Source organism: Mesorhizobium sp. Root695 (assembly GCF_001428185.1).
Classification (GTDB): Bacteria; Pseudomonadota; Alphaproteobacteria; order Rhizobiales; family Rhizobiaceae; genus Mesorhizobium.
Genome location: NZ_LMHO01000024.1, coordinates 1 through 22492 on the forward strand (window position 1 = coordinate 1; position 22492 = coordinate 22492).

Annotated in this window: 21 protein-coding genes; 11 read left to right on the forward strand and 10 right to left on the reverse strand. The window is 62.4% G+C overall.

Going from position 1 to position 22492, the window contains the following annotated elements; genetic code table 11:
* Window positions 1-93 precede the first annotated feature (93 nt).
* From ASD99_RS22365 to glcF, 3 genes are all read left to right on the forward strand, one after another.
* Window positions 94-558, forward strand: a complete 465-nt coding sequence (locus tag ASD99_RS22365; protein ID WP_057144941.1) for an endonuclease domain-containing protein — start codon at window positions 94-96, stop codon at window positions 556-558.
* A 76-nt stretch (window positions 559-634) separates the two neighbouring features.
* Entirely contained in the window at window positions 635-1840 is a 1206-nt protein-coding gene (locus ASD99_RS22370; RefSeq protein WP_056588856.1) for an FAD-binding protein, read from the forward strand.
* 11 nt (window positions 1841-1851) lie between these two features.
* Window positions 1852-3177 (forward strand): glycolate oxidase subunit GlcF, encoded by a 1326-nt coding sequence (gene glcF / locus ASD99_RS22375; protein WP_057144942.1) that lies wholly within the window; start codon window positions 1852-1854, stop codon window positions 3175-3177.
* Between the two features lie 15 nt (window positions 3178-3192).
* Here the strand turns inward: glcF and ASD99_RS22380 are convergent, their stop codons facing one another.
* Both ASD99_RS22380 and ASD99_RS22385 read right to left on the reverse strand, forming a co-directional pair.
* Window positions 3193-4113, reverse strand: a complete 921-nt coding sequence (locus ASD99_RS22380) for a bifunctional 5,10-methylenetetrahydrofolate dehydrogenase/5,10-methenyltetrahydrofolate cyclohydrolase (protein ID WP_056588849.1) — start codon at window positions 4111-4113, stop codon at window positions 3193-3195.
* A 269-nt stretch (window positions 4114-4382) separates the two neighbouring features.
* Window positions 4383-5117 (reverse strand): L,D-transpeptidase, encoded by a 735-nt coding sequence (locus ASD99_RS22385; RefSeq protein WP_057144943.1) that lies wholly within the window; start codon window positions 5115-5117, stop codon window positions 4383-4385.
* 215 nt (window positions 5118-5332) lie between these two features.
* Here ASD99_RS22385 and ASD99_RS22390 point away from each other — a divergent pair, with 215 nt between their 5' ends.
* A complete protein-coding gene (locus tag ASD99_RS22390; protein WP_057144944.1) occupies window positions 5333-5971 on the forward strand; it encodes a DNA-3-methyladenine glycosylase I in 639 nt (212 codons plus the stop codon).
* Between the two features lie 29 nt (window positions 5972-6000).
* Here ASD99_RS22390 and ASD99_RS22395 read toward each other — a convergent pair whose 3' ends face one another.
* Window positions 6001-6255 (reverse strand): hypothetical protein, encoded by a 255-nt coding sequence (locus ASD99_RS22395; protein ID WP_057144945.1) that lies wholly within the window; start codon window positions 6253-6255, stop codon window positions 6001-6003.
* A 255-nt stretch (window positions 6256-6510) separates the two neighbouring features.
* Here ASD99_RS22395 and hisS point away from each other — a divergent pair, with 255 nt between their 5' ends.
* The 5 genes from hisS (at window position 6511) to ASD99_RS22420 (ending at window position 13371) form a co-directional block, all read left to right on the forward strand.
* Window positions 6511-8100, forward strand: coding sequence for a histidine--tRNA ligase (gene hisS / locus ASD99_RS22400; RefSeq protein WP_057144946.1), 1590 nt, complete (start codon window positions 6511-6513; stop codon window positions 8098-8100).
* A gap of 243 nt (window positions 8101-8343) precedes the next feature.
* A complete protein-coding gene (locus ASD99_RS22405) occupies window positions 8344-9465 on the forward strand; it encodes an ATP phosphoribosyltransferase regulatory subunit (RefSeq protein WP_057144947.1) in 1122 nt (373 codons plus the stop codon).
* Complete coding sequence (gene hisG / locus ASD99_RS22410) at window positions 9462-10163, forward strand: ATP phosphoribosyltransferase (RefSeq protein WP_056588831.1); 702 nt, start codon at window positions 9462-9464, stop codon at window positions 10161-10163. The genes ASD99_RS22405 and hisG overlap by 4 nt, the downstream gene beginning before the upstream one ends.
* A 195-nt stretch (window positions 10164-10358) precedes the next feature.
* Entirely contained in the window at window positions 10359-12131 is a 1773-nt protein-coding gene (locus ASD99_RS22415; RefSeq protein WP_056588439.1) for an AMP-binding protein, read from the forward strand.
* A gap of 136 nt (window positions 12132-12267) precedes the next feature.
* The gene (locus ASD99_RS22420) at window positions 12268-13371 is read left to right on the forward strand and encodes a calcium:proton antiporter (protein ID WP_056588442.1); all 1104 of its coding nucleotides are present in this window, start codon (window positions 12268-12270) and stop codon (window positions 13369-13371) included.
* 46 nt (window positions 13372-13417) lie between these two features.
* On the opposite strand, the gene ASD99_RS22425 is transcribed toward ASD99_RS22420, so the two are convergent.
* Window positions 13418-14326, reverse strand: a complete 909-nt coding sequence (locus ASD99_RS22425; RefSeq protein WP_057144948.1) for a LysR substrate-binding domain-containing protein — start codon at window positions 14324-14326, stop codon at window positions 13418-13420.
* Between the two features lie 100 nt (window positions 14327-14426).
* Here ASD99_RS22425 and ASD99_RS22430 point away from each other — a divergent pair, with 100 nt between their 5' ends.
* Window positions 14427-15005 (forward strand): hypothetical protein, encoded by a 579-nt coding sequence (locus tag ASD99_RS22430; protein WP_057144962.1) that lies wholly within the window; start codon window positions 14427-14429, stop codon window positions 15003-15005.
* 46 nt (window positions 15006-15051) lie between these two features.
* Here ASD99_RS22430 and ASD99_RS22435 read toward each other — a convergent pair whose 3' ends face one another.
* From ASD99_RS22435 to ASD99_RS22455, 5 genes are all read right to left on the reverse strand, one after another.
* Window positions 15052-15846 carry an ATP-binding cassette domain-containing protein gene (locus ASD99_RS22435; RefSeq protein WP_057144949.1) on the reverse strand — a complete coding sequence of 265 codons (795 nt, stop codon included), beginning with the start codon at window positions 15844-15846 and terminating at the stop codon, window positions 15052-15054.
* Window positions 15846-16943: an ABC transporter permease gene (locus ASD99_RS22440; protein ID WP_056588455.1), complete on the reverse strand. Its 1098-nt coding sequence runs from the start codon at window positions 16941-16943 to the stop codon at window positions 15846-15848. The genes ASD99_RS22435 and ASD99_RS22440 overlap by 1 nt, the downstream gene beginning before the upstream one ends.
* Window positions 16944-16998: 55 nt before the next feature.
* Window positions 16999-17895, reverse strand: coding sequence for a sugar ABC transporter substrate-binding protein (locus ASD99_RS22445; RefSeq protein WP_244482872.1), 897 nt, complete (start codon window positions 17893-17895; stop codon window positions 16999-17001).
* 173 nt (window positions 17896-18068) lie between these two features.
* Window positions 18069-18968: a myo-inosose-2 dehydratase gene (gene iolE, locus ASD99_RS22450; protein WP_056588462.1), complete on the reverse strand. Its 900-nt coding sequence runs from the start codon at window positions 18966-18968 to the stop codon at window positions 18069-18071.
* Window positions 18965-20083, reverse strand: a complete 1119-nt coding sequence (locus ASD99_RS22455; RefSeq protein ID WP_057144950.1) for a Gfo/Idh/MocA family protein — start codon at window positions 20081-20083, stop codon at window positions 18965-18967. The genes iolE and ASD99_RS22455 overlap by 4 nt, the downstream gene beginning before the upstream one ends.
* 98 nt (window positions 20084-20181) lie before the next feature.
* Between ASD99_RS22455 and ASD99_RS22460 the strand changes: the two genes are divergently transcribed.
* Window positions 20182-21651: a PLP-dependent aminotransferase family protein gene (locus ASD99_RS22460; RefSeq protein ID WP_057144951.1), complete on the forward strand. Its 1470-nt coding sequence runs from the start codon at window positions 20182-20184 to the stop codon at window positions 21649-21651.
* 118 nt (window positions 21652-21769) lie between these two features.
* On the opposite strand, the gene ASD99_RS22465 is transcribed toward ASD99_RS22460, so the two are convergent.
* Complete coding sequence (locus tag ASD99_RS22465) at window positions 21770-22447, reverse strand: MIP/aquaporin family protein (protein ID WP_057144952.1); 678 nt, start codon at window positions 22445-22447, stop codon at window positions 21770-21772.
* Window positions 22448-22492 lie beyond the last annotated feature (45 nt).

The following is a 22492-nucleotide window of genomic DNA, read 5'->3' on the forward strand; positions in this document are numbered from 1 at the left end:
ACGGGCGACTTCGCCAAGCCAAGGTCCGGGCGGCCACCCGGACCTTGGCTCAATCGCTCTAATCCCACGAAATCTCTCTCGTGTAGATACAAGGTGGCTCGGGCGAAGCCCGAGACGGAGAGGGGGACGCCCGATGTCCCAAGCCGACGCTCGCCAGAAAAGATCACCCGTGCCCGCGCGCTTCGCCATGGCGACAACCAAGCGGAAGCAACCCTTTGGAACGAATTGAAGGCCAAACGGCTAGGCGGCTACAAATTCATCCGACAGATGCCGATCGGACCGTATTTCGCGGACTTCGCCTGCAGAAGTAAAGAACTTGTCGTCGAGCTAGATGGAAGTCAGCATGCTGACAACTCCTACGACAGGCGACGCGACGAATTCATGCGAGGCGAAGGGTTATCGGTGGTGCGGGTCTGGAACGCCGACGTACTCAAGAGCCGTCGGAGCGTTTGCGAGACCATTCTTGCTGCGCTGGAAGGGCGGCTCCACCGGGATGTCATCGCCTCAGACCTCAGGTTCGTTTTCGTGACCAAGAAGATCGAAGGCGACGCCCTATGATAGCCCCCTCTCCGTCTCAGGCTTCGCCCGAGCCACCTCTCTCCCGCTTCGCGGGGGCGAGGAACAGGGGGCGACCATGACCACTTTCACGCCAACCACGTCAGACGAAGTCCTGTCCACCGTGGCCTGGGCCGTGGCGGAAGGTTCGCCGTTCGAAATCCTTGGCCACGGTTCCAAGCGTGGCATCGGCCGTCCGCTGCAAACCGAACACACGCTCGACCTGTCGAGGCTCACCGGCGTCACGCTTTATGAACCGGCTGAACTGGTGCTGTCGGCCAAGGCCGGCACGCCGCTGGCCGACATCGAGAAGCTGCTGGCGGAAAACGGCCAGCAACTTGCCTTCGAGCCGATGGACTACGGCCCGCTGCTCGGCGGCGAAGCTGGCAGAGGCACGATCGGCGGTGTGCTCGGCGCCAACCTTTCCGGCCCGCGCCGGTTGAAGGCGGGTGCGGCGCGCGATCATATTCTGGGCATCAATGTGGTGTCCGGCCGCGGCGAGGCCTTCAAGTCAGGTGGCCGCGTGGTCAAGAACGTCACCGGCTATGACATGTCCAAGCTGATGGCCAACAGCTGGGGCACGCTGGCCGTGTCCACCGACGTCACCTTCAAGGTGCTGCCCGCCGCCGAAACCGAAGTCACGCTCGCCATTCGTGGCCTGCTCGACGATGCGGCGGCTGCCGCCATGGCCATGGCGCTCGGTTCGAGTGCTGAAGTGTCGAGTGCCGCCCATCTGCCGGAGCGGATCGCCGCGCGCGTCGCCGCCGGCAGTCTCGGCAGCGAGGCCGCAACGCTGCTGCGTGTCGAGGGCTTTGGCCCCTCCGTCGCCTACCGCATCGCCGCGCTGAAAACGCTGCTCGGCAATGCCGGGCCGCTCGAGGAGATTGCCAGTGAGGCTTCCCGGCTGATCTGGCGCGATGTGCGCGATTGCAGGCCCTTCGCCGACAACAGCGAGAAACCGGTCTGGCGCGTGTCGATGACGCCGGGACAGGGCCACCAGATGGTCCTGACGCTGCGCATGCAGGCGGCGGTCAGCGCCTTCTATGACTGGCAGGGCGGGCTGGTGTGGTTGCGCATGGAAGAGGGCGACCCGGAAGCCGCTCTGCTGCGCGGGCTGTTGAGGAAACATGGCGGCGGCCACGCGACGCTGGTGCGCGCGGCACCTTCCCATCGCGCCGCCTTGCCGGTGTTCGAGCCGCAGCCGCCCGCACTTGCCGCATTGGCGGCGCGCCTGAAGCAGGAATTCGACCCGAAGAACGTCCTCAATCCCGGCCGAATGGCCTAGGATCCAACGCGATGCAGACCAATTTTTCGCTTGCCCAGCTCGCCGATCCGCATGTCGCGGAATCGGAGAAGATCCTTCGCAAATGCGTGCATTGCGGCTTCTGCACCGCGACGTGTCCGACCTATGTGACGCTCGGCAACGAGCTCGATTCACCGCGCGGGCGCATCTACCTGATCAAGGACATGCTGGAGAACGGCCGTCCCGCCGACAAGGAGATCGTCACCCACATCGACCGCTGCCTGTCGTGCCTTGCCTGCATGACGACATGCCCGTCGGGCGTCAACTACATGCATCTGGTCGACCATGCCCGCGCCCATATCCAGGAGACCTACAAGCGGCCGCTGCTCGACCGCCTGACCCGCGCCATGCTGGCCTTGGTGCTGCCCTATCCCGCACGCTTTCGCGCAGCGCTCAAGCTGGCGAAGCTGGGCAAGCCGTTCATTGGCCTGTTCGACAAGGTTCCGGCGCTGAAACCGCTCAGCGCAATGCTCAGGCTCGCGCCGGCCGCGATCCCGACGGCCTCGCCGATGGCTTCACCTGGCATCCATGCCGGGCAGGGGACGAAAAAAGGCCGTGTCGCTATCCTCACCGGCTGCGCGCAGTCGGTGCTCGATCCCGCCATCAACGACACGACGATTTCGCTGCTGACGCGACTCGGCGTCGAGGTCGTGGTGCCGCCGGGCGAAGGCTGCTGCGGCGCGCTGGTCCATCACATGGGACGCGATGAAGCCGCCCTTGCCTCGGCCAGACAAAATGTCGACGCCTGGACACACGCCATCGAGCAGGGCGGGCTCGACGCCATCGTCATCACCGCGTCCGGCTGCGGTACCACCATCAAGGACTACGGTTTCATGCTGCGGCTCGACCCGGCCTATGCCGACAAGGCCGCGCGCGCCTCGGCACTAGCCAAGGACATCACCGAATATCTCTCGGGTCTCGACCTGCCCGAACCGGTGCGCAAGCCCGGCGTGGTGGTCGCCTATCACTCGGCTTGCTCGATGCAGCACGGCCAGAAGATCATTCGCCAGCCGAAGGAGTTGCTGGCCAAGGCCGGCTTCATCGTGCGCGAGCCGCGCGAAGGGCATCTGTGCTGCGGTTCGGCCGGCACCTACAACATCCTGCAGTCCGAGATTTCGGCAAAGCTGCGCGACCGCAAGGTGAAAAACATCGAGGCGACGGGCGCGTCGATCGTTGCCACCGGCAACATCGGCTGCATCACGCAGATCGCCTCGGCGGCGAAGCTGCCGGTGGCGCACACGATCAAGCTGCTCGACTGGGCCTATGGCGGGCCGAAGCCGGAAGGTATTCTGGAAGGGGACTTGATCGCCGCGGAATAGGGCGCCCGTCCGGCGCTACTCCGCCGCGAGCCGGTCGATTGTGCCGTAGGTCGCCTCGTAAAGCGCGCGCTGCCGGCTGAGCGCCACCATCGTGTTGCGCAGCAAGATGGCTACTGTGATCGGGCCGACGCCACCCGGCACCGGGGTGATCCAGGAGGCGACCTCGCGCACGCTTTCGGTGTCGACGTCGCCGACGATCCGGCTGGAGCCGTCAGGCCCGATCTCGGAATTGATGCCGATGTCGATGACGGCAGCACCCGGCTTGACCATGTCGGCCTTGATCAGCCGTGGCTTGCCGACGGCGACGAACAGCGCGTCGGCCCGCCTTGCATGAGCGGCGACCGATCGCGTCATGTGGTGGCAGACCGTCACTGTTGCGCCTTCGCTCATCAACAGGAAGGCGATCGGCTTGCCGACGATTTCGGAATGCCCGACGATGACGACTTCCAGCCCCTTGAGGTCGAGGCCGGTCTCCTTCAGCAACTCGACCGACGCGGCCGCCGTGCAGGGGGCGAGGTCGAGCTGGTTGTAGACGATGTTGCCGATCGAAGCCGGATGCATGCCTTCGACATCCTTGAGCGGATGCACCGCCGCCTGCAGCATTCTGACCGGGATATGAGCGGGAACCGGCCGCTGGATGATGATGCCGGTGACGCGCGGATCGGCGTTCAGGCCGTGGATCGCCGCTTCCAGTTCGCCTGAGGTGACGGTGGCGGGAAAGCGCCGTTCCTCGAAATCAATGCCGGCCAGCTGCGCCTTGGAGCGCTGGTTGCGCACATAGACATCCACCGCATTGGTGTCGCCGACGGTGATCGAGAGCAGCTTGGGCGGAAAACCCTCGGCTTTGGCAATCGCGGCATCTTCGCGCACAGCGGCGATGATGCGCTGGGCAACCGGGCCGCCCTTGAGATAGCGGCTGTCTTCGGACAGGGACATGGTGGACTCTTTAATGGAACGTTGCCGCCGACATAGCAAAAGAACATCGGCAAGGGCAGCATGAAAGCGAACCGTCATGCCTCTTGCGCGACGTGTCTCTCTGGCATTGTGTCGCTAACCGTCAGGCTCCGATCAAAACGGAAAGGGCAGCGCGGTTTCCCGTGCTGCCCTTCCTGACTGGCCGCATCCCCATACGGCCCGTCCCCCGTTATCTCAGACTGGCCTCGAAAAGCGGACTGCTTTGCCGGCCAAGTGATTCGCAAGAACTATTATATCACCTCGACCGTGGTTCCGACATTGACCCGCTCATAGAGGTCGACAACGTCCTCATTGCGCATGCGGATGCAACCCGATGACACCGCGCCGCCGATCGTCCACGGTTGGTTGGTGCCGTGGATGCGGTACTCGGTCGTGCCGAGATAGAGCGCACGGGCACCGAGCGGGTTCTCCATGCCGCCGGCCAGATAGGTCGGCAAATAGCGGCCCTTGGCGGCTTCGCGTTTGATCATTTCCGCCGGTGGACGCCAGTCCGGCCACTCGCGCTTGTTGGTGATCTTGTGCGTGCCCGACCATTCGAAGCCAGGTTTGCCAGTGCCGACGCCATAGCGTCGCGCCTTGCCGTTCTTCTCGACCAGATAGAGGAAATTCTGCGTGGTATCGATGACGATCGTGCCCGGCTTCTGCGCGCCGTCATAGGCGACTTCCTGCGGCAGGTAGATCGGATTGATCTGCGGACGCATGACCATGCGCTTGGCCGGTGGCTGCACCGCAGCCGTCTGCACCCGGTCGGGCCGCGCCGGACGCAGGCGCTGCTGCTGCACCACTTGGCGGTTCTGCCGCACGATGCCGGGCGCATGGCCAAGTTGCAGCACCCAGGGGGCGGAAAGGTCGGGACTCACCATCACCGGTGGCCTGTCGGCATAGCGGTCGCCGGCGGTGGAGGGCGTGACGCCGGCGGCAAACACAGCCACCGCGCCGAGCACGGGAAACAGAACGGTCTTCATCGGAACGCACCTTGATCGTCGAACACAAAACGGGTGGAAACGTCCTCCCGGTTCGGCGATCATTGGCGTGGAAGCAGCAACCGAAACATGAATCGGAATGCGTAAAATGCGCAAGTGTCAGTAAACCTTTTGGTGTGGTTACCGCCGGGTTCAGGAATCTGGTAAAGCCGCAGTAAATGCAGCGCAAAAGCGCGTTAACGAACGGATTTTGGCTTATGGACAAGGAAAACACCGGCCTGCTCGCCGGTCCAGACGGTGTCGCGCGCTGCTTCTGGCACGGCAATCTGCCCGACTATCTGCACTACCACGATCATGAATGGGGCCGGCCTGTGGCGGACGACCGCAGGCTGTTTGAAAAGATCTGTCTCGAAGGTTTTCAGTCGGGCCTGTCGTGGCTGACCATCCTGCGCAAGCGGGAGAATTTTCGCGAGGCCTTCGCCAATTTCGAATTCGACAAGGTCGCCGCCTTCACCGACAAGGATGTCGAGCGCCTGCTCGGCAATGCCGGCATCATCCGTCATCGCGGCAAGATCGTCTCGACCATCAACAACGCCAAGCGCGCCCGCGAGATGGCCGATGAATTCGGCTCGCTGGCCGCCTGGTTCTGGAAGTTCGAACCCGGCAAGGACGAGCGGCCCGAAATCGTCGATCTCGCCCATCTGCGCGCCAACCCGACCACAGCGGTCTCGGTGCGGATTTCGAAGGAGTTGAAGAAGCGCGGCTGGAGCTTCGTGGGGCCGACTACGGTCTACGCCTTCATGCAGGCGATGGGTCTGGTCAACGACCACCTCGATGGCTGCGTCTGCCGCAAAGAGGTCGAGAAGGAGCGGAAAGCCTTCAAAAGGCCGAAGTAGCCTCCCTGCTTCCGGCGAAGCGGGTAATTTCAGGTGCCGTTGGCGCTGGCCAGCATCAGCCCGGCGACGATCGCCACCACCGTGGCCACGGTCGGATAGATCACCAGCAGACCGGTCATCAACGCGTCGCGCATGGATGGACCCTTGCCGGTGTCGGCGGGTACTTCGAACGGGCCGGCAGCCTGGCTGACCATTTTCGGAGCGTGGATGTCGGCCGGGCGCAGGCGCGCTGGCAATTCGCCTGCATCGCTGTCGATGGCATGGAATCTTGCTGTGCTGGGCATGGCCGCGAACCCCTCATTTCGGCGCGGTTATCTCTTGCGATTGTGTCGGCACGATGCCGCGCTCATGGCGGGATTGTTTCGTTTCGGTGCGGTTTGTTTCAGAGGCGACCGAAACGAAGGCGAGCGCCCGCGCCCATCTTGCCGAGAGAGTGGAGATGGGTGCACCTCGGCGGCCTTGCCGCACAAAGCCGCTTCGGCTAGGACACGCGCACTCGAAACAAGTCCGCATTTATCCAACAAAAAAGACTCCAGCTCATGGCCGACAAATCGGAAAAGACGAAAGCGCGACTGCCGCGCGGTTTTGCCGACCGCAGCGCCGAAGACATCCGCGCCGTCGAGAAGATGATGGCGACGATCCGCTCGGTCTATGAGCTCTACGGCTTCGAACCGGCCGACCAGCCGCTGATCGAATACACGGAGGCGCTTGGAAAATTCCTGCCCGACCAGGACCGGCCGAACGAAGGCGTGTTCTCTTTCCAGGATGATGATGACCAGTGGCTGTCGCTTCGCTACGACCTGACCGCGCCGACGGCGCGTTTTGTCGCCGAGAATTACGAGCGGCTGCCAAAACCCTATCGCAGCTATCGCTCCGGCTGGGTCTTCCGCAACGAGAAGCCAGGTCCCGGCCGCTTCCGCCAGTTCATGCAGTTCGACGCCGATACGATCGGCACGCCGGGCGTGGCCGCGGACGCCGAGATGGCGATGATGATGGCCGACGTCATGGAAGCGCTTGGCATCAAGCGCGGCGACTATGTCATCCGCGTCAACAACCGCAAGGTGCTGGACGGCGTGCTGGAGGCGATCGGCCTTGGTGAGGACGAAAGCGCGGCACGAAAGCTGATAGTGCTGCGGGCAATGGACAAGTTAGACAAGTTTGGGCCACTCGGTGTTCAGCAATTGCTTGGCGTTGGTCGTCTTGACGAAAGTGGGGACATCACAAAAGGAGCTGGTCTTGCAACCTCCGCAAATAACGCGGTGATTAGCTCGATAACTTTGATCAAGCCTTGGTTCTTTGAGCGTAGAAATAGACTTGAGAGGGTTCATAAATTCTTTAGCAGGGGATGGAGGAAGCCTTTTTCGATTGACGTATATAAAAGGTATATCCTTGAGATATTGGGTCTCGAATCTCTTCCGCGTATCGCCGAGGAAGGATTGCAAGAACTTGAGGATATTCGCAGGTTAGTACGAGCGGCAGGCTACGGCTCTGACCGAATCCGCATCGACCCCTCCGTCGTGCGTGGTCTCGAATATTACACCGGCCCTGTGTTGGAGGCCGAGCTGCTGGCCGAAATCCCCAACGAGGACGGCCAGATCGTGCGCTTCGGCTCGGTCGGTGGCGGCGGGCGCTATGATGGCCTCGTCTCGCGCTTTCGTGGCGAACCGGTTCCGGCGACAGGTTTTTCCATCGGCGTTAGCAGACTGATGACGGCGCTGAAGAACCTCGGCAAGCTCGACGCCTCGGATGTGATCGCGCCGGTCGTCGTGCTGGTGATGGACAGGGACATCGACAGCCTCGGCCGCTACCAGAAGATGGTGAGCGAGCTGCGCGCCGCCGGCATCCGCTCGGAAATGTATCTCGGCGGCGCCGGCATGAAGGCGCAGCTCAAATATGCCGACCGGCGCGGCTGCCCAGTCGCAATCATTCAGGGCGGTGACGAGCGCGCCAAGGGCGAGCTGCAGATCAAGGACCTGATCGAAGGCGCGCGCATGTCAGCAGAGATCACGGACAACGCCGAATGGCGCGCCGCGCGCCCGGCACAGGTGACGGTGGCGGAGGGCGAACTGGTCGTGGAAGTGAAGAAGATCCTGGCGGCGCAGGCTGAGGAGAGGGCGCGTGGCAAGTAGAGGCCGGGTTCTGTCGCGCCCCCCTCTGTCCTGCCGGACATCTCCCCCACGAGGGGGGAGATTGGCCGTTTCATCCGCCTCGCTTTTCTTGCAACGTAGGCGATTGGCGAAATCCGTCGCGACATCCAATCTCCCCCCTCGTGGGGGAGATGTCCGGCAGGACAGAGGGGGGCGCCGTAGAGCGCCGACCTTAAGTCGACCCGCTGATCTCAAACCAGTGGGTCGTTCGATACGGAGGCCAAATTGACCTCCCGCTACCCCGCCATATCAGCCGACATCATAAACCTCTTCGCTACCCGCAACACGCATGCGGTCGAGGTTGCCGTGTTGCAGCCGGCCGACCCGTTCCTCGACATGGCCGGCGAGGATTTGCGCCGCCGGATTTTCCTTACCGAAAGCGAGACCGGGCAGACGCTGTGTCTGCGGCCGGAATTCACCATTCCGGTCTGCCTTGATCACATAAGTTCGCAGGCCGGCACGCCGCGCCGCTATTCCTATCTCGGCGAGGTGTTTCGCCAGCGCCGCGAAGGCGGCAACGAATTCTTCCAGGCCGGCATCGAGGATCTCGGCGACCGCGACACCGCCGAGGCCGATGCCCGCTCGCTGGCCGACGCCCACGCGCTGCTGTCGCTGGTGCTGCCTGGCCAGGCGCTAGCGGTCACGCTTGGCGACCAGACGATTTTCGAGGCTGTGCTGGCCGCCCTTGGCCTGCCGCGCGGCTGGCGCATGCGCCTTGCCCGCGCTTTCGGCTCGGTGCCGATGCTTGAGGCGGCACTCGCCGATCTCGCTAATCCGCCGCGCAACAGCCAGCTCTCCGGACCAGTCGCTGCCCTTGTCCTCGACGGTGACCTAGACGGTCTTTCCGCGCACATCACCAGTGGCATGGAAGAGGCGGGCCTTTCGGCCTCCGCCGGACGCGCGCCGTCCGACATCGCCCGACGGCTGATCGAGAAAGCCGAATTGCGCAGTGTGCGGCTGTCGAACGAGGCCTTCGCGGCGTTGAAGGGTTTTCTGGCGATCGACGTGCCACTCGATGGCGCGGCCCAGGCGCTGGATTCCTTCGCCAGCGATGCCGGGCTTTCGCTTGATACCGCGCTGGAGAAATTCGCTGCCCGCGCCAGGGCGATCGAGACGCATGGCCTGCCGGCTGGAAAAATCCGTTACGACGCCGCTTTCGGCCGTCCGCTCGATTACTACACCGGCCTGGTTTTCGAAATCGCGGCTGACAATGGCGACCGACCGTTGGCCGGTGGCGGCCGCTATGACCGGCTGCTGACCTTGCTCGGCGCGAAGACGCCGATCCCCGGCGTCGGCTTTTCCGTCTGGCTCGACCGCATCGAGGCGTTGCGGGAGACGAGGCCATGATCACGCTGGCAGTTCCGTCGAAAGGCCGGCTCAAGGAACAGGCGCTGGACGTGCTGGCCAAGGCAGGGCTCGCCGTCAGCCTGCCCGGCGACGAGCGCAAGTACCACGCCCGCGTCGAGGGCCTGGACAATGTCGAAGTGGCGTTCCTGTCGGCTTCCGAGATTGCCGGCGAGATCGGCCAGGGTGCGGTCGATCTCGGTATCACCGGCGAGGATCTGGTGCGCGAAAACCTCGCCGACTGGGAGACCCGCGCCGAAATCGTCGCCCGTCTCGGCTTCGGCAATGCCGATGTCGTGGTGGCCGTGCCCGACATGTGGCTCGATGTCGACACCATGGCCGACCTCGACGACGTCGCCGCCGATTTCCGCCAGCGCCATGGCAGGCGACTGCGCATTGCCACCAAATACTGGCGGCTGACCCAGCAATTCTTCTCCCAGAAGCACGGCATCCAGGTCTACCGTATCGTCGAGAGCTTGGGCGCCACCGAAGGGGCGCCGGCGGCGGGACTGGCCGATGTCATCGTCGACATCACCACATCAGGCTCAACGCTGCGCGCCAATCATCTCAAGGTGCTGGGCGATGGCCTCGTCCTGCGCTCGCAGGCCTGTCTCGTGGCGTCAAGGAAGACGCGGTCGGCAACGGATGAGGCTCTGTTGCGCGACATTGCTGCGAAGATGAGCGCCCTCCCTCCCCCTTGAGGGGAGGGTGGACAGCCGCCGAAGGCGGATGGACGGGAGGGTCGTTGCGGCCGTGCTCGACGTGAGACGACCCCACCCGCCTCGCTTCGCTCGGCACCCTCCCCTCAAGGGGGAGGGGATCGTCCAGTACCATCGACGGGATTTCCTCCACCCCGGGAGGCTGATAGGCTCGGCCAGTCCCGGGAGGAGAGAGCGATGCCAGTCAATCTCGACGAGCTGAAGAACGCCACCAATTTGCGCGGCCGCGGAGCGCGCAATGGCGGCACCTTCGTCGCACCCGTCGACGGCAAGGCGCATGTCTCAGGCGAGCTCACGATGCCGTTGCTCGACAAGACAATTCCCGCACTGTTTTCCGACACAGCCAGCAAATACGCCACGCAAGACGCCGCCGTCTTCGTCGACCAGGACAAGCGCTTCACCTGGAGCGAACTGTCGGACACGGTGGACGCGCTGGCCGCCGGCTTCCTGGCGTTGGGCCTCGCAAAAGGCGATCGCGTCGGCATCTGGTCGCCCAACCGCTGGGAATGGCTGGTGACGCAATTCGCCACCGCCCGCATCGGCCTGATCCTGGTCAACATCAACCCGGCTTATCGGCTGACCGAACTCGAATACGCCTTGAACAAGGTCGGCTGCAAGGCGTTGGTCACGGCGGCCAAATTCAAGACCTCAGATTATCTCGGCATGATCGAGACGCTGGCGCCGGAGATCGCCAAGGCCACGCCCGGTAAGCTCAAGGCGCAAGTACTGCCGGCGCTGAAGATCGTCATCCGCATGGGTGATGAGAACTCGCCCGGCATGTTCAATTTCGGTGATGTGCTGGCCATGGCCGGGCGCGACGAGCATGACAGCCTCGACCGCATCTCGGAGGGGCTGAAGCCCGGCGATGCCATCAACATCCAGTTCACGTCAGGCACTACGGGCGCGCCCAAGGGCGCGACGCTGACCCACAGCAACATCGTCAACAACGGCAATTTCGTCACCTCGGCCATCAAGCTGACCGTCGATGATCGGCTCTGCATCCCGGTGCCGCTCTATCATTGCTTCGGCATGTCGATGGGGACGATGGGCTGCGTGTCGAAAGGGGCGACCATGGTTTTCCCGGGCGAGGGGTTCGACCCCGGCGCCACGTTGAAGGCGGTGGCTCAGGAACGCTGCACCGGGCTCTATGGCGTGCCGACCATGTTTGTAGCACTCCTCGATCATCCGGATTTTTCATCCTTCGATCTCTCCAGCCTGCGCACCGGCATCATGGCCGGTTCGCCATGCCCGATCGAGGTGATGAAGAAGGTGGTGTCGCTGATGCATATGGAAGAGGTGACCATCGCCTACGGCATGACCGAAACCAGCCCGGTCTCGTTCCAGAGCGGCGTTGACGACCCGCTGGAAAAGCGCGTCTCGACCGTCGGGCGCATCCATCCGCATGTCGAGGTCAAGGCTGTCGATGCCGATGGCGCCACCGTCGCCGTCGGCGCGCCGGGCGAGCTCTGTACGCGCGGCTATTCGGTGATGAAGGGCTACTGGGACGACGAAGAGAAGACCCGCGAGGCGATCGACACCGACGGCTGGATGCACACCGGCGACCTCGCCACCATCGACGCCGAGGGCTATTGCAACATTGTCGGCAGGGTCAAGGACATGGTCATCCGCGGCGGCGAGAACGTCTATCCCAGAGAGGTCGAGGAATTCCTCTACCGCCATCCCAAGGTCAGGGAAGTGCAGGTGTTCGGCATTCCCGACACCAAGTATGGCGAGGAGCTGTGCGCCTGGATCGTGCTCAAGCCCGGCCAGATCGCCACCGAACAGGAGATCAAAAACTTCTGCGCCGGCCAGATCGCCCACTACAAGATTCCGCGCCACATCCGCTTCCGCACCGAATTGCCGATGACGGTGACCGGCAAGCCGCAGAAATTCCTGATGCGCAATGCGATGGTCGAGGAATTGGGGCTGGTGACGCAGAAGACTGCGTGAGGGGCAGGGTGCCTCGATGGTGTCGTTTGCCGGAGTCGAACGCCGGGCGATGGGCTTGCCGGCTTTGCGATGACATTGGCTGAGGCGCTCCCCACAGGCTTTCCGGAAGGTTCGCAGAAACACATGGGGGGCTTGAATGACTGGTTTCGGACGATCGGCGATTTCCTACGCGATGCCCATCACTGCGCTGGCGATGGCTGTCGCGGTCAGAGCCAGCGGGCTGTCGGTGGACCAGGGTTCGCTGAACGCCAGAATCCTTGTCGGTGCGCTGTCGAGTGCGATCATGTTCGTCACCATTTTCGTGGTGCTCGACCACGCCGAGGCGGTAGCTCGGCGGGTAGGGGAGCCGTACGGCACGCTGGTGCTGACGTTTGCCGTCACGGCAATCGAAGTGTCGATCATTGTTTCCATGATGCTGCATGGAGAGAACAACCCGACGCTGGCACGGGAGTCCGTCTTCTCGACGGTTTTGATCACATCCACCGGCGTTGTCGGCATGTGTCTCGCGCTTGGTGGCTGGCGTCATCGCAAGCAGGCCATCCTGCGGCAAGGGACCAGTGCCTATCTGGCGGTTCTGATCGCGCTGACCGTCATGACGCTTATTCTGCCGACCTACACCCAGACCACGGATCCCGGCACGTTTTCGGCAGCCCAACTTGGTTTCGTCAGCGTCCTTTCAGTGCTGCTCTATGCAAGCTTCGTGTTCGCGCAGACTGTTCGGCACCGGGAGGACTTTATCCAGGGACAACCACACGACGTTTCGGTGCGCGCTGCCCCTCACGAGAACATCTCTGCCAGCGCTCTGTTGCTGATGGCCGGCCTGATCGGAATTGTCATGCTCGCCGAGCAGGTCGCGGCAAGCGTCGAAGATACGCTCGTTACCTACCAGGTGACGCAGGCTGACAGCATTGTGGGGGCAATGATCGCGGGGCTGGTGTTGATGCCGGAGGCCATTTCGGCGGTGCGCGCTTCACTCAAGAACGAGCTGCAGCGCGGCTTGAATGTCGCGATGGGTTCGGCTTGCGCCACGATCGGCCTGACCATACCGGGAGTCGCAGCCGCCAGCCTGTTGACGGGGAGAGGACTGACCCTGGGGCTGCCGGCTGCTGATGCGGTCCTTTTGGTCTTGGCGCTTTTCATATGCAATGTAAGCTTCAGCACTGAAAGAACGACGTTCTTGACCGGAATGGTCCATCTTGTAGTATTTTTTACTTATGCATTTCTGATATTTATACCATGAGAGCTTTGGTGTAAGCGAAGCGCCGGGGGCGGCATCCTTCGTTACCTCAGACCGCGGATTTGAGGTGATCGATGAAGGCGCGCAGCTTCGGCAGGACTTGGCGCTTGCCGGGATGATAGAGGAAGACGCCCGGCGTGGTGGCGGCGACGCCGTCCAGCACCGATCTGAGTTTTCCCTGAGCGATCGGACCTTCGGCGACGGGTCGAGGCGTCTGTGCCAGCCCAATGCCCTGCATCGCGGCCCCCAGCAGCGTCGGGTAGTCGTGCGCGATCAGTGGGCCCGAGACCATCGCTTCGACCTCCCCGTTACCGTCGACGAAGGACCAGGGCGCGATGGCGCCGTTCGAACGGCGCAAGCGCAAGCAGGCGTGGTGGCGCAGATCCTCGACATGCTCGGGGCTGCCGTGGCGCTCGAGATAGTCCGGGCTGCCGACGACCACGAACGGGAACGACGGCGTCAGCCGCACCGCGACCATGTCGGGCGCGATGAACTGGCCAAGGCGGATGCCGGCATCGAACCCGCCGGCCGCGAGATCGACCATCTCGTCACTCGCGGCGATCTCCAGTTCGATCTCGGGATAGGCCTGGCAGAATGACGCGATCATCGGCTCCAGGATCAACGGCACGACGGCGCGGGGTACGGACAGGCGTAGCAGGCCGGTCGGCCGTTGGCCGACATCACGCGCGGCCTCGCCTGCCGCGACGAGTTCCTCGAAGGCAGGGCCCGCACGATCGAGGAACCGCTGACCAGCCTCGGTCAAACCGACGCTTCGTGTCGTGCGCACGAACAGCGCCGCACCCATGCGGGCCTCCAGCGTGCGCACCGCCTGGCTCACGGCGGACGGCGTCACGCCGAGATCGGCGGCGGCACGGCGGAAGTTGCGGCGCCTGGCGACTGCCAGGAACACCTCGACGCCCTCCAGCGCACCGTGTCGGACTGTGTAGTCCTGCTTCATAGGTTGTTGTGATTACACCGCCTAGTCGAACTATGGAAGCTGGCTTAGAGGTAACCGATTGAAGCTGGACGGCCTGAGCCAGTTGCTGACAGGAGGTCAAATGTCCACGGAAATGGTGTTCCAAACCCATCTCGTTCTAGGCTACATCGCGTGGCTTCTCTGCTTCGGCGCGTACGGTCTGCCGTGGCTGAGTTCGATGGACCGGGTCGCGGCGCAACGTACCATCGCAACTCTGCACAGCTTCCGCTTCTTCGGGCTCGTCTTCATCCTGCCGGGCGTCGTAAGCCCCGATCTCCCAGCCCATTTCGCCGTGTCTGCCGCTTACGGTGACTTCGCTACAGGTCTGCTGGCCATGCTGGCGCTGCTCACGGTGAGGCTGCCTCGGCTCTTCTGGCTGTTCGTCGTCGCCTTCAATCTCGTCGGGACAGTCGAGCTCGTCATCGACTATTGCCACGCCATCGAGGTCGGCCTTCCTGCACACGCGGAGCAGCTGGGCGCCGCCTACGCGATCCCGATCATCTACGTGCCGCTGTTGATGATCACGCACATTGCCGCATTCTATTTTCTGCTACGTCCTCACCAGAACGCGACCCAAGCCATCGTGGACAAAGGGCTGCTTCCTGACCATCCCGACGCCCGGCCGGCGGACGCCGTCGAACTTTTCAACTGTGATGTTTGAGGGATCGAGTCTGCCAGGCAAGTTGGCACACGACCGGCGGGACGCCTCAGGTCGGCGTGCTTTTGGCCGCTTTGGTCAGTTCCTGCTCCAGATCGACCAGTTCCTTGCCACCCGCCATCAGATTGAGCAACTGATCACGATCAATTTCGGTTTTTGCGTAAGTGCCAGTGCTTTTGCCGCGCTTCAACAACGTGAAGCGATCGCCAACCACATAGGCGTGGTGAACGTTGTGGGAAATGAAGATGACTCCGATGCCGCGCGCCTTGGACTGCATGATGAGCTTCAGAACCACGGATGCCTGATGGACTCCCAGCGCCGACGTCGGCTCGTCCAGGATAAGAACCTTGGCGCCGAAGTAGACGGCGCGGGCGATAGCCAGGCACTGACGCTCGCCGCCTGAAAGCGTGCCGACGGGTTGCTCGGGATCGCGCAGCTGGATTCCCATCGCAGCCAGCTCGTCATACGCGGTGCGGTTTGCGAACTCGGTGTCAAACTGTCGGATCGGTCCGAATTTCCGCATCGGCTCGCGCCCCAGAAAAAAGTTTCGCGCCACGCTCATCAGCGGCACGAGGGCGAGGTCCTGGTAGACGGTGGCAATGCCGCTGTTGCGCGTATCGGCCGGCGAGGCAAACCTTGCAGGCTTGCCCTGTACGCGGATTTCCCCTTCGTCGGGGGTGTAGACGCCGGATAGCGTCTTGATCAGCGTCGACTTGCCGGCACCATTGTCGCCGAGCAGGCAATGCACCTCGCCGGGACGTACATCGAAAGACACGTCCTTCAGCGCAACGACCGACCCAAAATACTTGCTGACCGATTTCAGTTCGACATAGGGCTCGGCCATCACCGGCTCCTCATGGCGCGATTACGCACATAGCTGTTGAACAGCACCGCGATGACCATCATGGCACCCATGAATAGCTTGAACCAGTCTGTGTCGATGCCGGTGTAGAAGATGCCCATTTGCACCACGCCGAAGATCAGCGCCCCGAACATGGCGCCTATGGCCGATCCGTAGCCACCGGTAAGAAGCGTGCCGCCGATGACGACGGCAATGATGGCCTCGAATTCCTTCTGGGTGCCGCGTAGCGTGTCGGCCGAGCCCGTGACCAGAACCTGGATCGCCGCAAAGAGTGCGGCCGCCATGGCCGTCATGACGAACAGGGTGATCTTGGTGCGTGCAACCGGCACGCCGAGGTTGCGCGCGGCATTGGCCTCACCCCCCGCGGCGAAGATCCAGTTGCCGAAGCGGCTGCGCGTCAGCAACCAGGTACAGGCCAAAGTCAATACGATCCACCAGATGATGGACACCGGGATGCCGGAGATCGACGGCAGGCCGTCCGCACGCTTGCCAATCAGGCCGATGTCCGAAAGCCAGGCGATGGGGCCGGAAAATACCTGTCCCGAGAACAGGCTGTTGAGGGGATCGTTCAAGGCTAGTTCGTGCACGCCTGAAACTTGCGTTCGCCCGGATATGCCGCGCGTGAGACCGAGTGTCAGGCCGCGCAGCATGAACAAACTTCCGAGCGTCACAATGAAGGAGGGCAATCCGGTTCTGACCACGGCGAGCCCGTTCAGCGCCCCGATGCCGCCGCAAACCGCAAAGCAGAACAGCAAGGAAAGCCAGATCGGCCAGCCCCAGAACACGGACGGGATGGCGATCAGGATTCCGGCAAACCCGATCATCGAGCCAACCGACAGGTCGAACTCACCCGCGATCATCAAAAGGGCAACGGGCGCGGCGAGAATGCCAAGTTGGGCCGAGACTTCGAGGAAATTGATGATGCCCTTGGCGCTGAAAAGCCCGGTATTCCCCGCGGTGATGGCGAAGAACACGAAGACCAGAACGGTTCCGGCCGCCGCGCCAAGCTCCGGCCTGCTGAGAAGACGGCTCAGACGGGAGACGGAGCGGACCCGCTCGTCGCGAAGCTCTGCAGTCATGGATGCGTTACCTTCGTCAGTGAAGGCGGCCGGGCTGATGCCCGGCCGCGAACTGTCAACGCTTGCCCAGTTTTGCCAGCTCGATGACCGAGGCGGCGGTATCCTTGGAGACGAAGCCGGGCCCCGTCGGATAGTCGGCGATCGGCATGATCTTGTACTTCTTCCAAAGGTCGAACATGGCGACCGGTATATAGCCCATGGCATATTGCTGGGCGTCGATACCCCATTCCATCTTGCCGGCAACCACGGCCTGCAGGATCGTGGGAGACAGGTCGAATGTGCCGGTTTTCACCTTGCCCGCAAGGCCCATTTCATCGAGCGCGGCCAGCGTCGGTTCGGCACCGCTGGCGCCGACTGCGAGAACGAACTGCGTATCCCCATGGGCAGTCATGTAGGCGATCACGCGGTTTTTCATTTCAGTCGGGTCAATGACGCCGTTCATCACCGGAACATCGACACCAAGACCTTTGGCGAAGCCGGCACAGCGGTCATCAAGGCTCGAATTGCCCACTTCGTGATTGGCGCAGACTGCCTTGGTGAGGCCGAGCGCCTTGATGCGCTCGCCCGCCATGACGCCCGCCTGGAACTCGTCCTGGCCCATGAACAGCAGGCCGCCAAGGTCATGCGTCAGTTTGGAGCCACCGGAATCGATGACGATGACCGGGATGCCGGCGGCAATGGCATTCTTGACCGGCGCTGACAGAGCCGCCGCGTCGGGGATCGAAACAACCATTCCGTCAGGCTTCGAGGCTGCAATGGCGTCTATCATCTGCGCCATCTTGGCCATGTCGAAGGTTTCGGGCGCCAGATATTCAGCCTTGACGCCCAGGGTCTTGGCCGCGTCGTCCATGCCGTTCTTCACGACCGACCAATACGGATCGCCGCTCTGGCCGTGGGTCACAAATACCACGCGCGTATCGTCGGCGGCCGCGAGGCTCGTGGCCGCTGTCATCAGTATGACGCCGGCCAAAAGGCCGAGCGCAGGCTTTATTAATTTCGCGAGCGAAAACATAGAACCTCCTGTTTGTTTTCCGCCGCCGCAGTTACGGTCGGCAGTCCAGTTGCCCCTTCAGTCCAGTTTCATTCATCAGCACTGGTTCCTTGGAGGCCGCATCGCGGCCTCGATCATTCCATGACGGTAAATCCGGCTTGCCTGGCCATGCGCGAGAGATTTTGGAATCCCATTGTCGCATAGGTCAGCGGGTTGGCCTTGTTGGGATCCTGCTCGGCCTCGACGACCATCCAGCCACTATAACCGTTGTCGGCAAGCACCCGCAAAATGGCCGGGTAATCGATGAACCCGTCGCCGGGGACCGTGAAGATACCTTCCATGACCGCGCCCATGAAACTCATGTCGCCTGCGCGGGCACGATCAAGGACGGCTCTGCGCGCGTCCTTGCAATGCACATGCACGACGCGTTTGACATGCGCCTTGATCAAAGCCAGCGGGTCGCCGCCTGAAAACATCGAATGGCCGGTGTCGTAGAGAAGGCCGACCGCCTCGCCGGTTTGCCGCATCAGCGAGCCCACCTCGGCATCGGTCTCGACGATGGTCCCCATATGGTGATGAAAGGCCATGCGCACGCCGAAATCCGCCATTCTCTCGGCCAGTGCGGTCAGTTTTCTGCCGTAGGCCGGCCACTCTTCAGGGCCAAGAGCCGGGCGCTGCGAGATCGGCCCCCAAATGGCATTGTGGCGCCCCCGCGAGGTGTCGGCATAGACGACATGGGTCGATCCCATATCCTTCAGAAGCTGGAGATGTGGCGTGATCGCATCCATTTCCGCGCTGACGTCCTTCTCGTCGCAACGGCCATCATACCAGCCGGAGATCACGGCAAGTCCATACTGCTCCATGATCGGCTTCAGTTCAGCCGACCGGCGCGGAAACTTGCCGCCAAGCTCGGTCCCGGAATAGCCGGCCTGTCTGGTTTCGCTAAGACAGACCTCGAGTGGCGTATCGCCGCCGAGTTCCGGCACATCATCGTTGGTCCAGGTGATCGGATTGATGCCGATGCGAACCTTCACGGGCGAACTCCTGATTGCTTGAGTTGGGCAAGGTGATGCCGGGCGAGGCCGACCAGAAGCACCATGTCGCGACGAGCGTGTTCGGCCGTGTTGCGCACCGGCGTGCCTTCGACGATCGCCGACCAAAAGCCTTTCAACTCTTCGACAAACGCCTCTTCGTAGCCGCTTCGAATCTCCCGGCTGGAGAGGGTGTGGCCGTCACTTGTGCGCAGGGTCAGGCGCGTCGGCTGGTGATTGAGATAAGGCGAGGGGAATTCCAGTTCCAGCGAGGCGTCGTCGAAGTAGAGAGTGATGCGCTCGCGGTAGTCGGCTAGTCCCGGTACGGCCAGGTGCACCATGTTCCAAAGCGCCTGGCCGTCGAGCAGCCGTACGGCACCCTGGCCGCCTCCGCCCTTGGCAAAAAGCGAGGCACCAACAATTTCGCCGTCCGAGACTCCGAGCGCGTCGAGCAACCCGTGGATGGCGTTCACGTCGTGCACGATCGACGAACAGTAAGCGCCAACGAAGCCGCGAAAGGCGTCGGCGTCGTCTATTCCGGGCAAGGCGCGCTCCACTTGCTCGCGCTGCTTGGCGGCGGTCGAGGCAATCAACATCGCCGCGACGTCTTCCCCCCGGCATGTGGAGTGGTGACGTACGAAGGGCCACGCGTCGGCATCATTGGCCTCGACCGAAACGTAGCGAAGCGCTTGCGCCGTGCCCGGCAGCATTTTCAGTGCCGCTTCGTAGCTCGGATCGAAACGCTTCATGTAGCCGACCTGAAGCACCGTTCCGGCGCGGCTCCTGGCGGCGATCAATTCGTCAATGTCCTCGGCGCTGTAGCAAAGCGGCTTTTCGCAGAAGACGTGTAGGCCCCTGGCGAGGGCAGCGAGACTCTGTTCCAGGTGCAACGCATCCGGCGAAGCTATGACTACGGCGTCAAGCGGCATGGCAAGAAGCTCATCGAGCTCGGCAAATGTCCTGAGGCCGAACTCCTCTTCGACAAAGGCGCGGACTCTCTGCGACGGATCATAGACCCCGAGGACCTCGAACTGCCGGTGCAACTTGAGCAGATTTGGAATGTGTTCGACCTGGGCAACGCCACCGGCACCGATCACACCCACCCTTATGCATTGCATCGGTCAGCCCCATCTGAACCTGATCGCATTTTTCTTGAGCCTAGGACTGCTTTGGTTCCATTGTTAGAACCAGATCGCTTTGATTTTTTGGAACCACAGTGAAGACCAGTTTTCCAATCGACGGCATTTCACTGGATCGCGACAGCCCCGCCAATTTGCATCGGCAGCTGTATGTCCAGTTGCGTGATCTGATCGAGCACCGCGTGCTGCCGAGCGGTCACGCGTTGCCCTCGACACGGGTTATGGCGCGGGATCTGCACGTTGGCCGCAACACCGTGATTGCTGCTTGCGACCAACTGGCGCTGGAAGGCTACCTGGCCATGCGGCCGCGCACGCCCTCGGTGGTGATGGATCTACCAACCCGTTCGGCCGTGCAGGAACATGTCTCGGCAGCGGACGAGAACCCGATATCCTTGCGTGGGCAGATCATGCTTGCCCAACCCTACCATCATGGCCGGCCCGGTATGCTGGCATTTCACCCCGGCATGCCGGACCCGGATAACTTTCCTTTCAACACCTGGTCCAAGCTGCTCAGTCGCCGTGCAAAATTCGCGCACATCGACCTTTTCGGAACCTATCACGTCAAAGGCTATCCCCCTCTTTGCGAAGCCATAGCTCGCTATCTCACGGCTTCGCGGGGCGTGAAGTGCAGCCCCGAACAGATCGTCGTGACCAATGGTGCCCAGTCGGCGTTCGATCTTCTGGCCCGGCTGCTGATCGATGAAGGCGACACGGTATGGATGGAGGAACCAGGATACTACGGCGCGGGTTCGGCTTTCGTCTCGGCGGGAGCGAAACTGGCCCCGCTGCGGGTGAGTAATGCAGGGTGGGACCTTGACCCACCGCCTGTCATTCCGCGCATGATTTTTGTGACGCCCTCCTGCCATCACCCTCTCGGCATAACCATGCCGATGGAACAGCGGCTCAATCTCCTGCACATGGCCGAGACTTGGCGGTCATGGATCATCGAGGATGACTATGACGGCGAATACCGCTTTCAAGGACAGCCGATTCCTGCGCTGCAGGGCATCGGCGCGTCAAATCGCGTGGTTTATGTCGGCACCTTCGCGAAGATACTGTTTCCAGCCATGCGCCTCGGCTTTCTGGTGGCGCCCAAGGCCATAGACCCTACTATCGTCTCGGCGCTGAGCGTGACCGGCCAGTTTGCCCCATTGCTTACCCAGGCAGCACTGGCCGACTTCATGAACGAGGGGCACTTTACTCGCCATCTTCGACGCATGCGGCGTCTCTACTCGGAAAGGCGGCAATTCTTCCTGGAAAGCTCGCAGAGATATCTCGGAGAATGGCTGGATTTCCACGCCACCGAATCCGGCATCCAGGTTGTCGGCATTTTCCGCGAGAGATGTAACGACACGTCGATTGCCGAGGCGGCGCTCCAGCACGGGATCAATGTATCGGCCTTGTCGATTCAGTACCGTCATGGCACGAAACAGAACGGTCTTGTCATGGGCTTTGCGGCTGCCGATGCGCAGACAACCGAAAAGACTATGCAGAAATTTCGGACCCTGCTGAAAACCTGTTTCTCAAAAACACCTGATCTCGGGTAAAATGCCGAGACTAATCATTGTTTTGAGGCCGAGCCTTTGGCGAGAATTAGATGGGTCTATCGCCAACAAAAAAGGCGCGGGCCTGACCCGCGCCTTTCGATGCCCGAGCGTTCGGAGCTCAGTCCTTCTCGAAGATGCGCGCCTTGGCGACGACGCCGGCAATAGCGCCGCCGATCAGCGGTGCGACGATGAAGAGCCAGAGCTGGCCGATCGCGGCACTTCCCGAAAACAGCGCGGGACCGATCGAACGGGCCGGGTTGAGCGACGTACCCGTCACCGGGATGATGGCGAAGTGCAACCCCGCCAGCGTCAGGCCGATGACCAGCCCGGCGAACGCCGTCGAGTGCTTTTCAGCCGTGACGCCCAGGATCACGGTGACGAACGTGAAGGTGCCGATCACTTCCCATAGGAATGCCGAGCTGACACCCCATTTCGTCACGTCCCAGCCATTGGCGCCGAAGCCGGTGGTGTGTCCGCCAACCTGGCCGGAGACGATGATCCACAATGCCAGCGAAGCAAGGACGCCGCCGATGATCTGTGCGATCCAGTAAGGGACGACGTCCTTGGCCGGCAGCCGGCCGGCAAGAAAGACGCCGAGCGTCACCGCCGGATTGAGATGCGCGCCCGAAATGGGGCCGATCGCATAGGCCGCCGCAATGAGGCCGATGCCGAACGCCAGACCGATGCCTTCCTGGCCGAGCGGCAGCGCACCGCCGAAGCCGCCCGTCACCACAGAAGCAGTACCGATGAACACCAATAGAAATGTGCCTAGAACTTCCGCCAGATAAGTCTTCATTGCCCTCTCCTCGTGTCGATCCGCCGGTCCGCGTTTTCCGCGCCG

Excerpts from the sequence above, each read along its gene's own strand:
- ASD99_RS22425 (WP_057144948.1), bottom strand. The coding sequence starts at position 14,326 with ATGAAGCAGGACTACACAGTCCGACACGGTGCGCTGGAGGGCGTCGAG.
- ASD99_RS22415 (WP_056588439.1), top strand. The coding sequence starts at position 10,359 with ATGCCAGTCAATCTCGACGAGCTGAAGAACGCCACCAATTTGCGCGGC.
- ASD99_RS22445 (WP_244482872.1), bottom strand. The coding sequence starts at position 17,895 with ATGACAGCGGCCACGAGCCTCGCGGCCGCCGACGATACGCGCGTGGTA.
- ASD99_RS22435 (WP_057144949.1), bottom strand. The coding sequence starts at position 15,846 with ATGGCCGAGCCCTATGTCGAACTGAAATCGGTCAGCAAGTATTTTGGG.
- ASD99_RS22385 (WP_057144943.1), bottom strand. The coding sequence starts at position 5,117 with ATGAAGACCGTTCTGTTTCCCGTGCTCGGCGCGGTGGCTGTGTTTGCC.
- ASD99_RS22455 (WP_057144950.1), bottom strand. The coding sequence starts at position 20,083 with ATGCAATGCATAAGGGTGGGTGTGATCGGTGCCGGTGGCGTTGCCCAG.
- ASD99_RS22395 (WP_057144945.1), bottom strand. The coding sequence starts at position 6,255 with ATGCCCAGCACAGCAAGATTCCATGCCATCGACAGCGATGCAGGCGAA.
- ASD99_RS22430 (WP_057144962.1), top strand. The coding sequence starts at position 14,427 with ATGTCCACGGAAATGGTGTTCCAAACCCATCTCGTTCTAGGCTACATC.
- ASD99_RS22465 (WP_057144952.1), bottom strand. The coding sequence starts at position 22,447 with ATGAAGACTTATCTGGCGGAAGTTCTAGGCACATTTCTATTGGTGTTC.
- hisS (WP_057144946.1), top strand. The coding sequence starts at position 6,511 with ATGGCCGACAAATCGGAAAAGACGAAAGCGCGACTGCCGCGCGGTTTT.
- ASD99_RS22370 (WP_056588856.1), top strand. The coding sequence starts at position 635 with ATGACCACTTTCACGCCAACCACGTCAGACGAAGTCCTGTCCACCGTG.
- hisG (WP_056588831.1), top strand. The coding sequence starts at position 9,462 with ATGATCACGCTGGCAGTTCCGTCGAAAGGCCGGCTCAAGGAACAGGCG.
- ASD99_RS22380 (WP_056588849.1), bottom strand. The coding sequence starts at position 4,113 with ATGTCCCTGTCCGAAGACAGCCGCTATCTCAAGGGCGGCCCGGTTGCC.
- ASD99_RS22440 (WP_056588455.1), bottom strand. The coding sequence starts at position 16,943 with ATGACTGCAGAGCTTCGCGACGAGCGGGTCCGCTCCGTCTCCCGTCTG.
- ASD99_RS22420 (WP_056588442.1), top strand. The coding sequence starts at position 12,268 with ATGACTGGTTTCGGACGATCGGCGATTTCCTACGCGATGCCCATCACT.
- ASD99_RS22390 (WP_057144944.1), top strand. The coding sequence starts at position 5,333 with ATGGACAAGGAAAACACCGGCCTGCTCGCCGGTCCAGACGGTGTCGCG.
- glcF (WP_057144942.1), top strand. The coding sequence starts at position 1,852 with ATGCAGACCAATTTTTCGCTTGCCCAGCTCGCCGATCCGCATGTCGCG.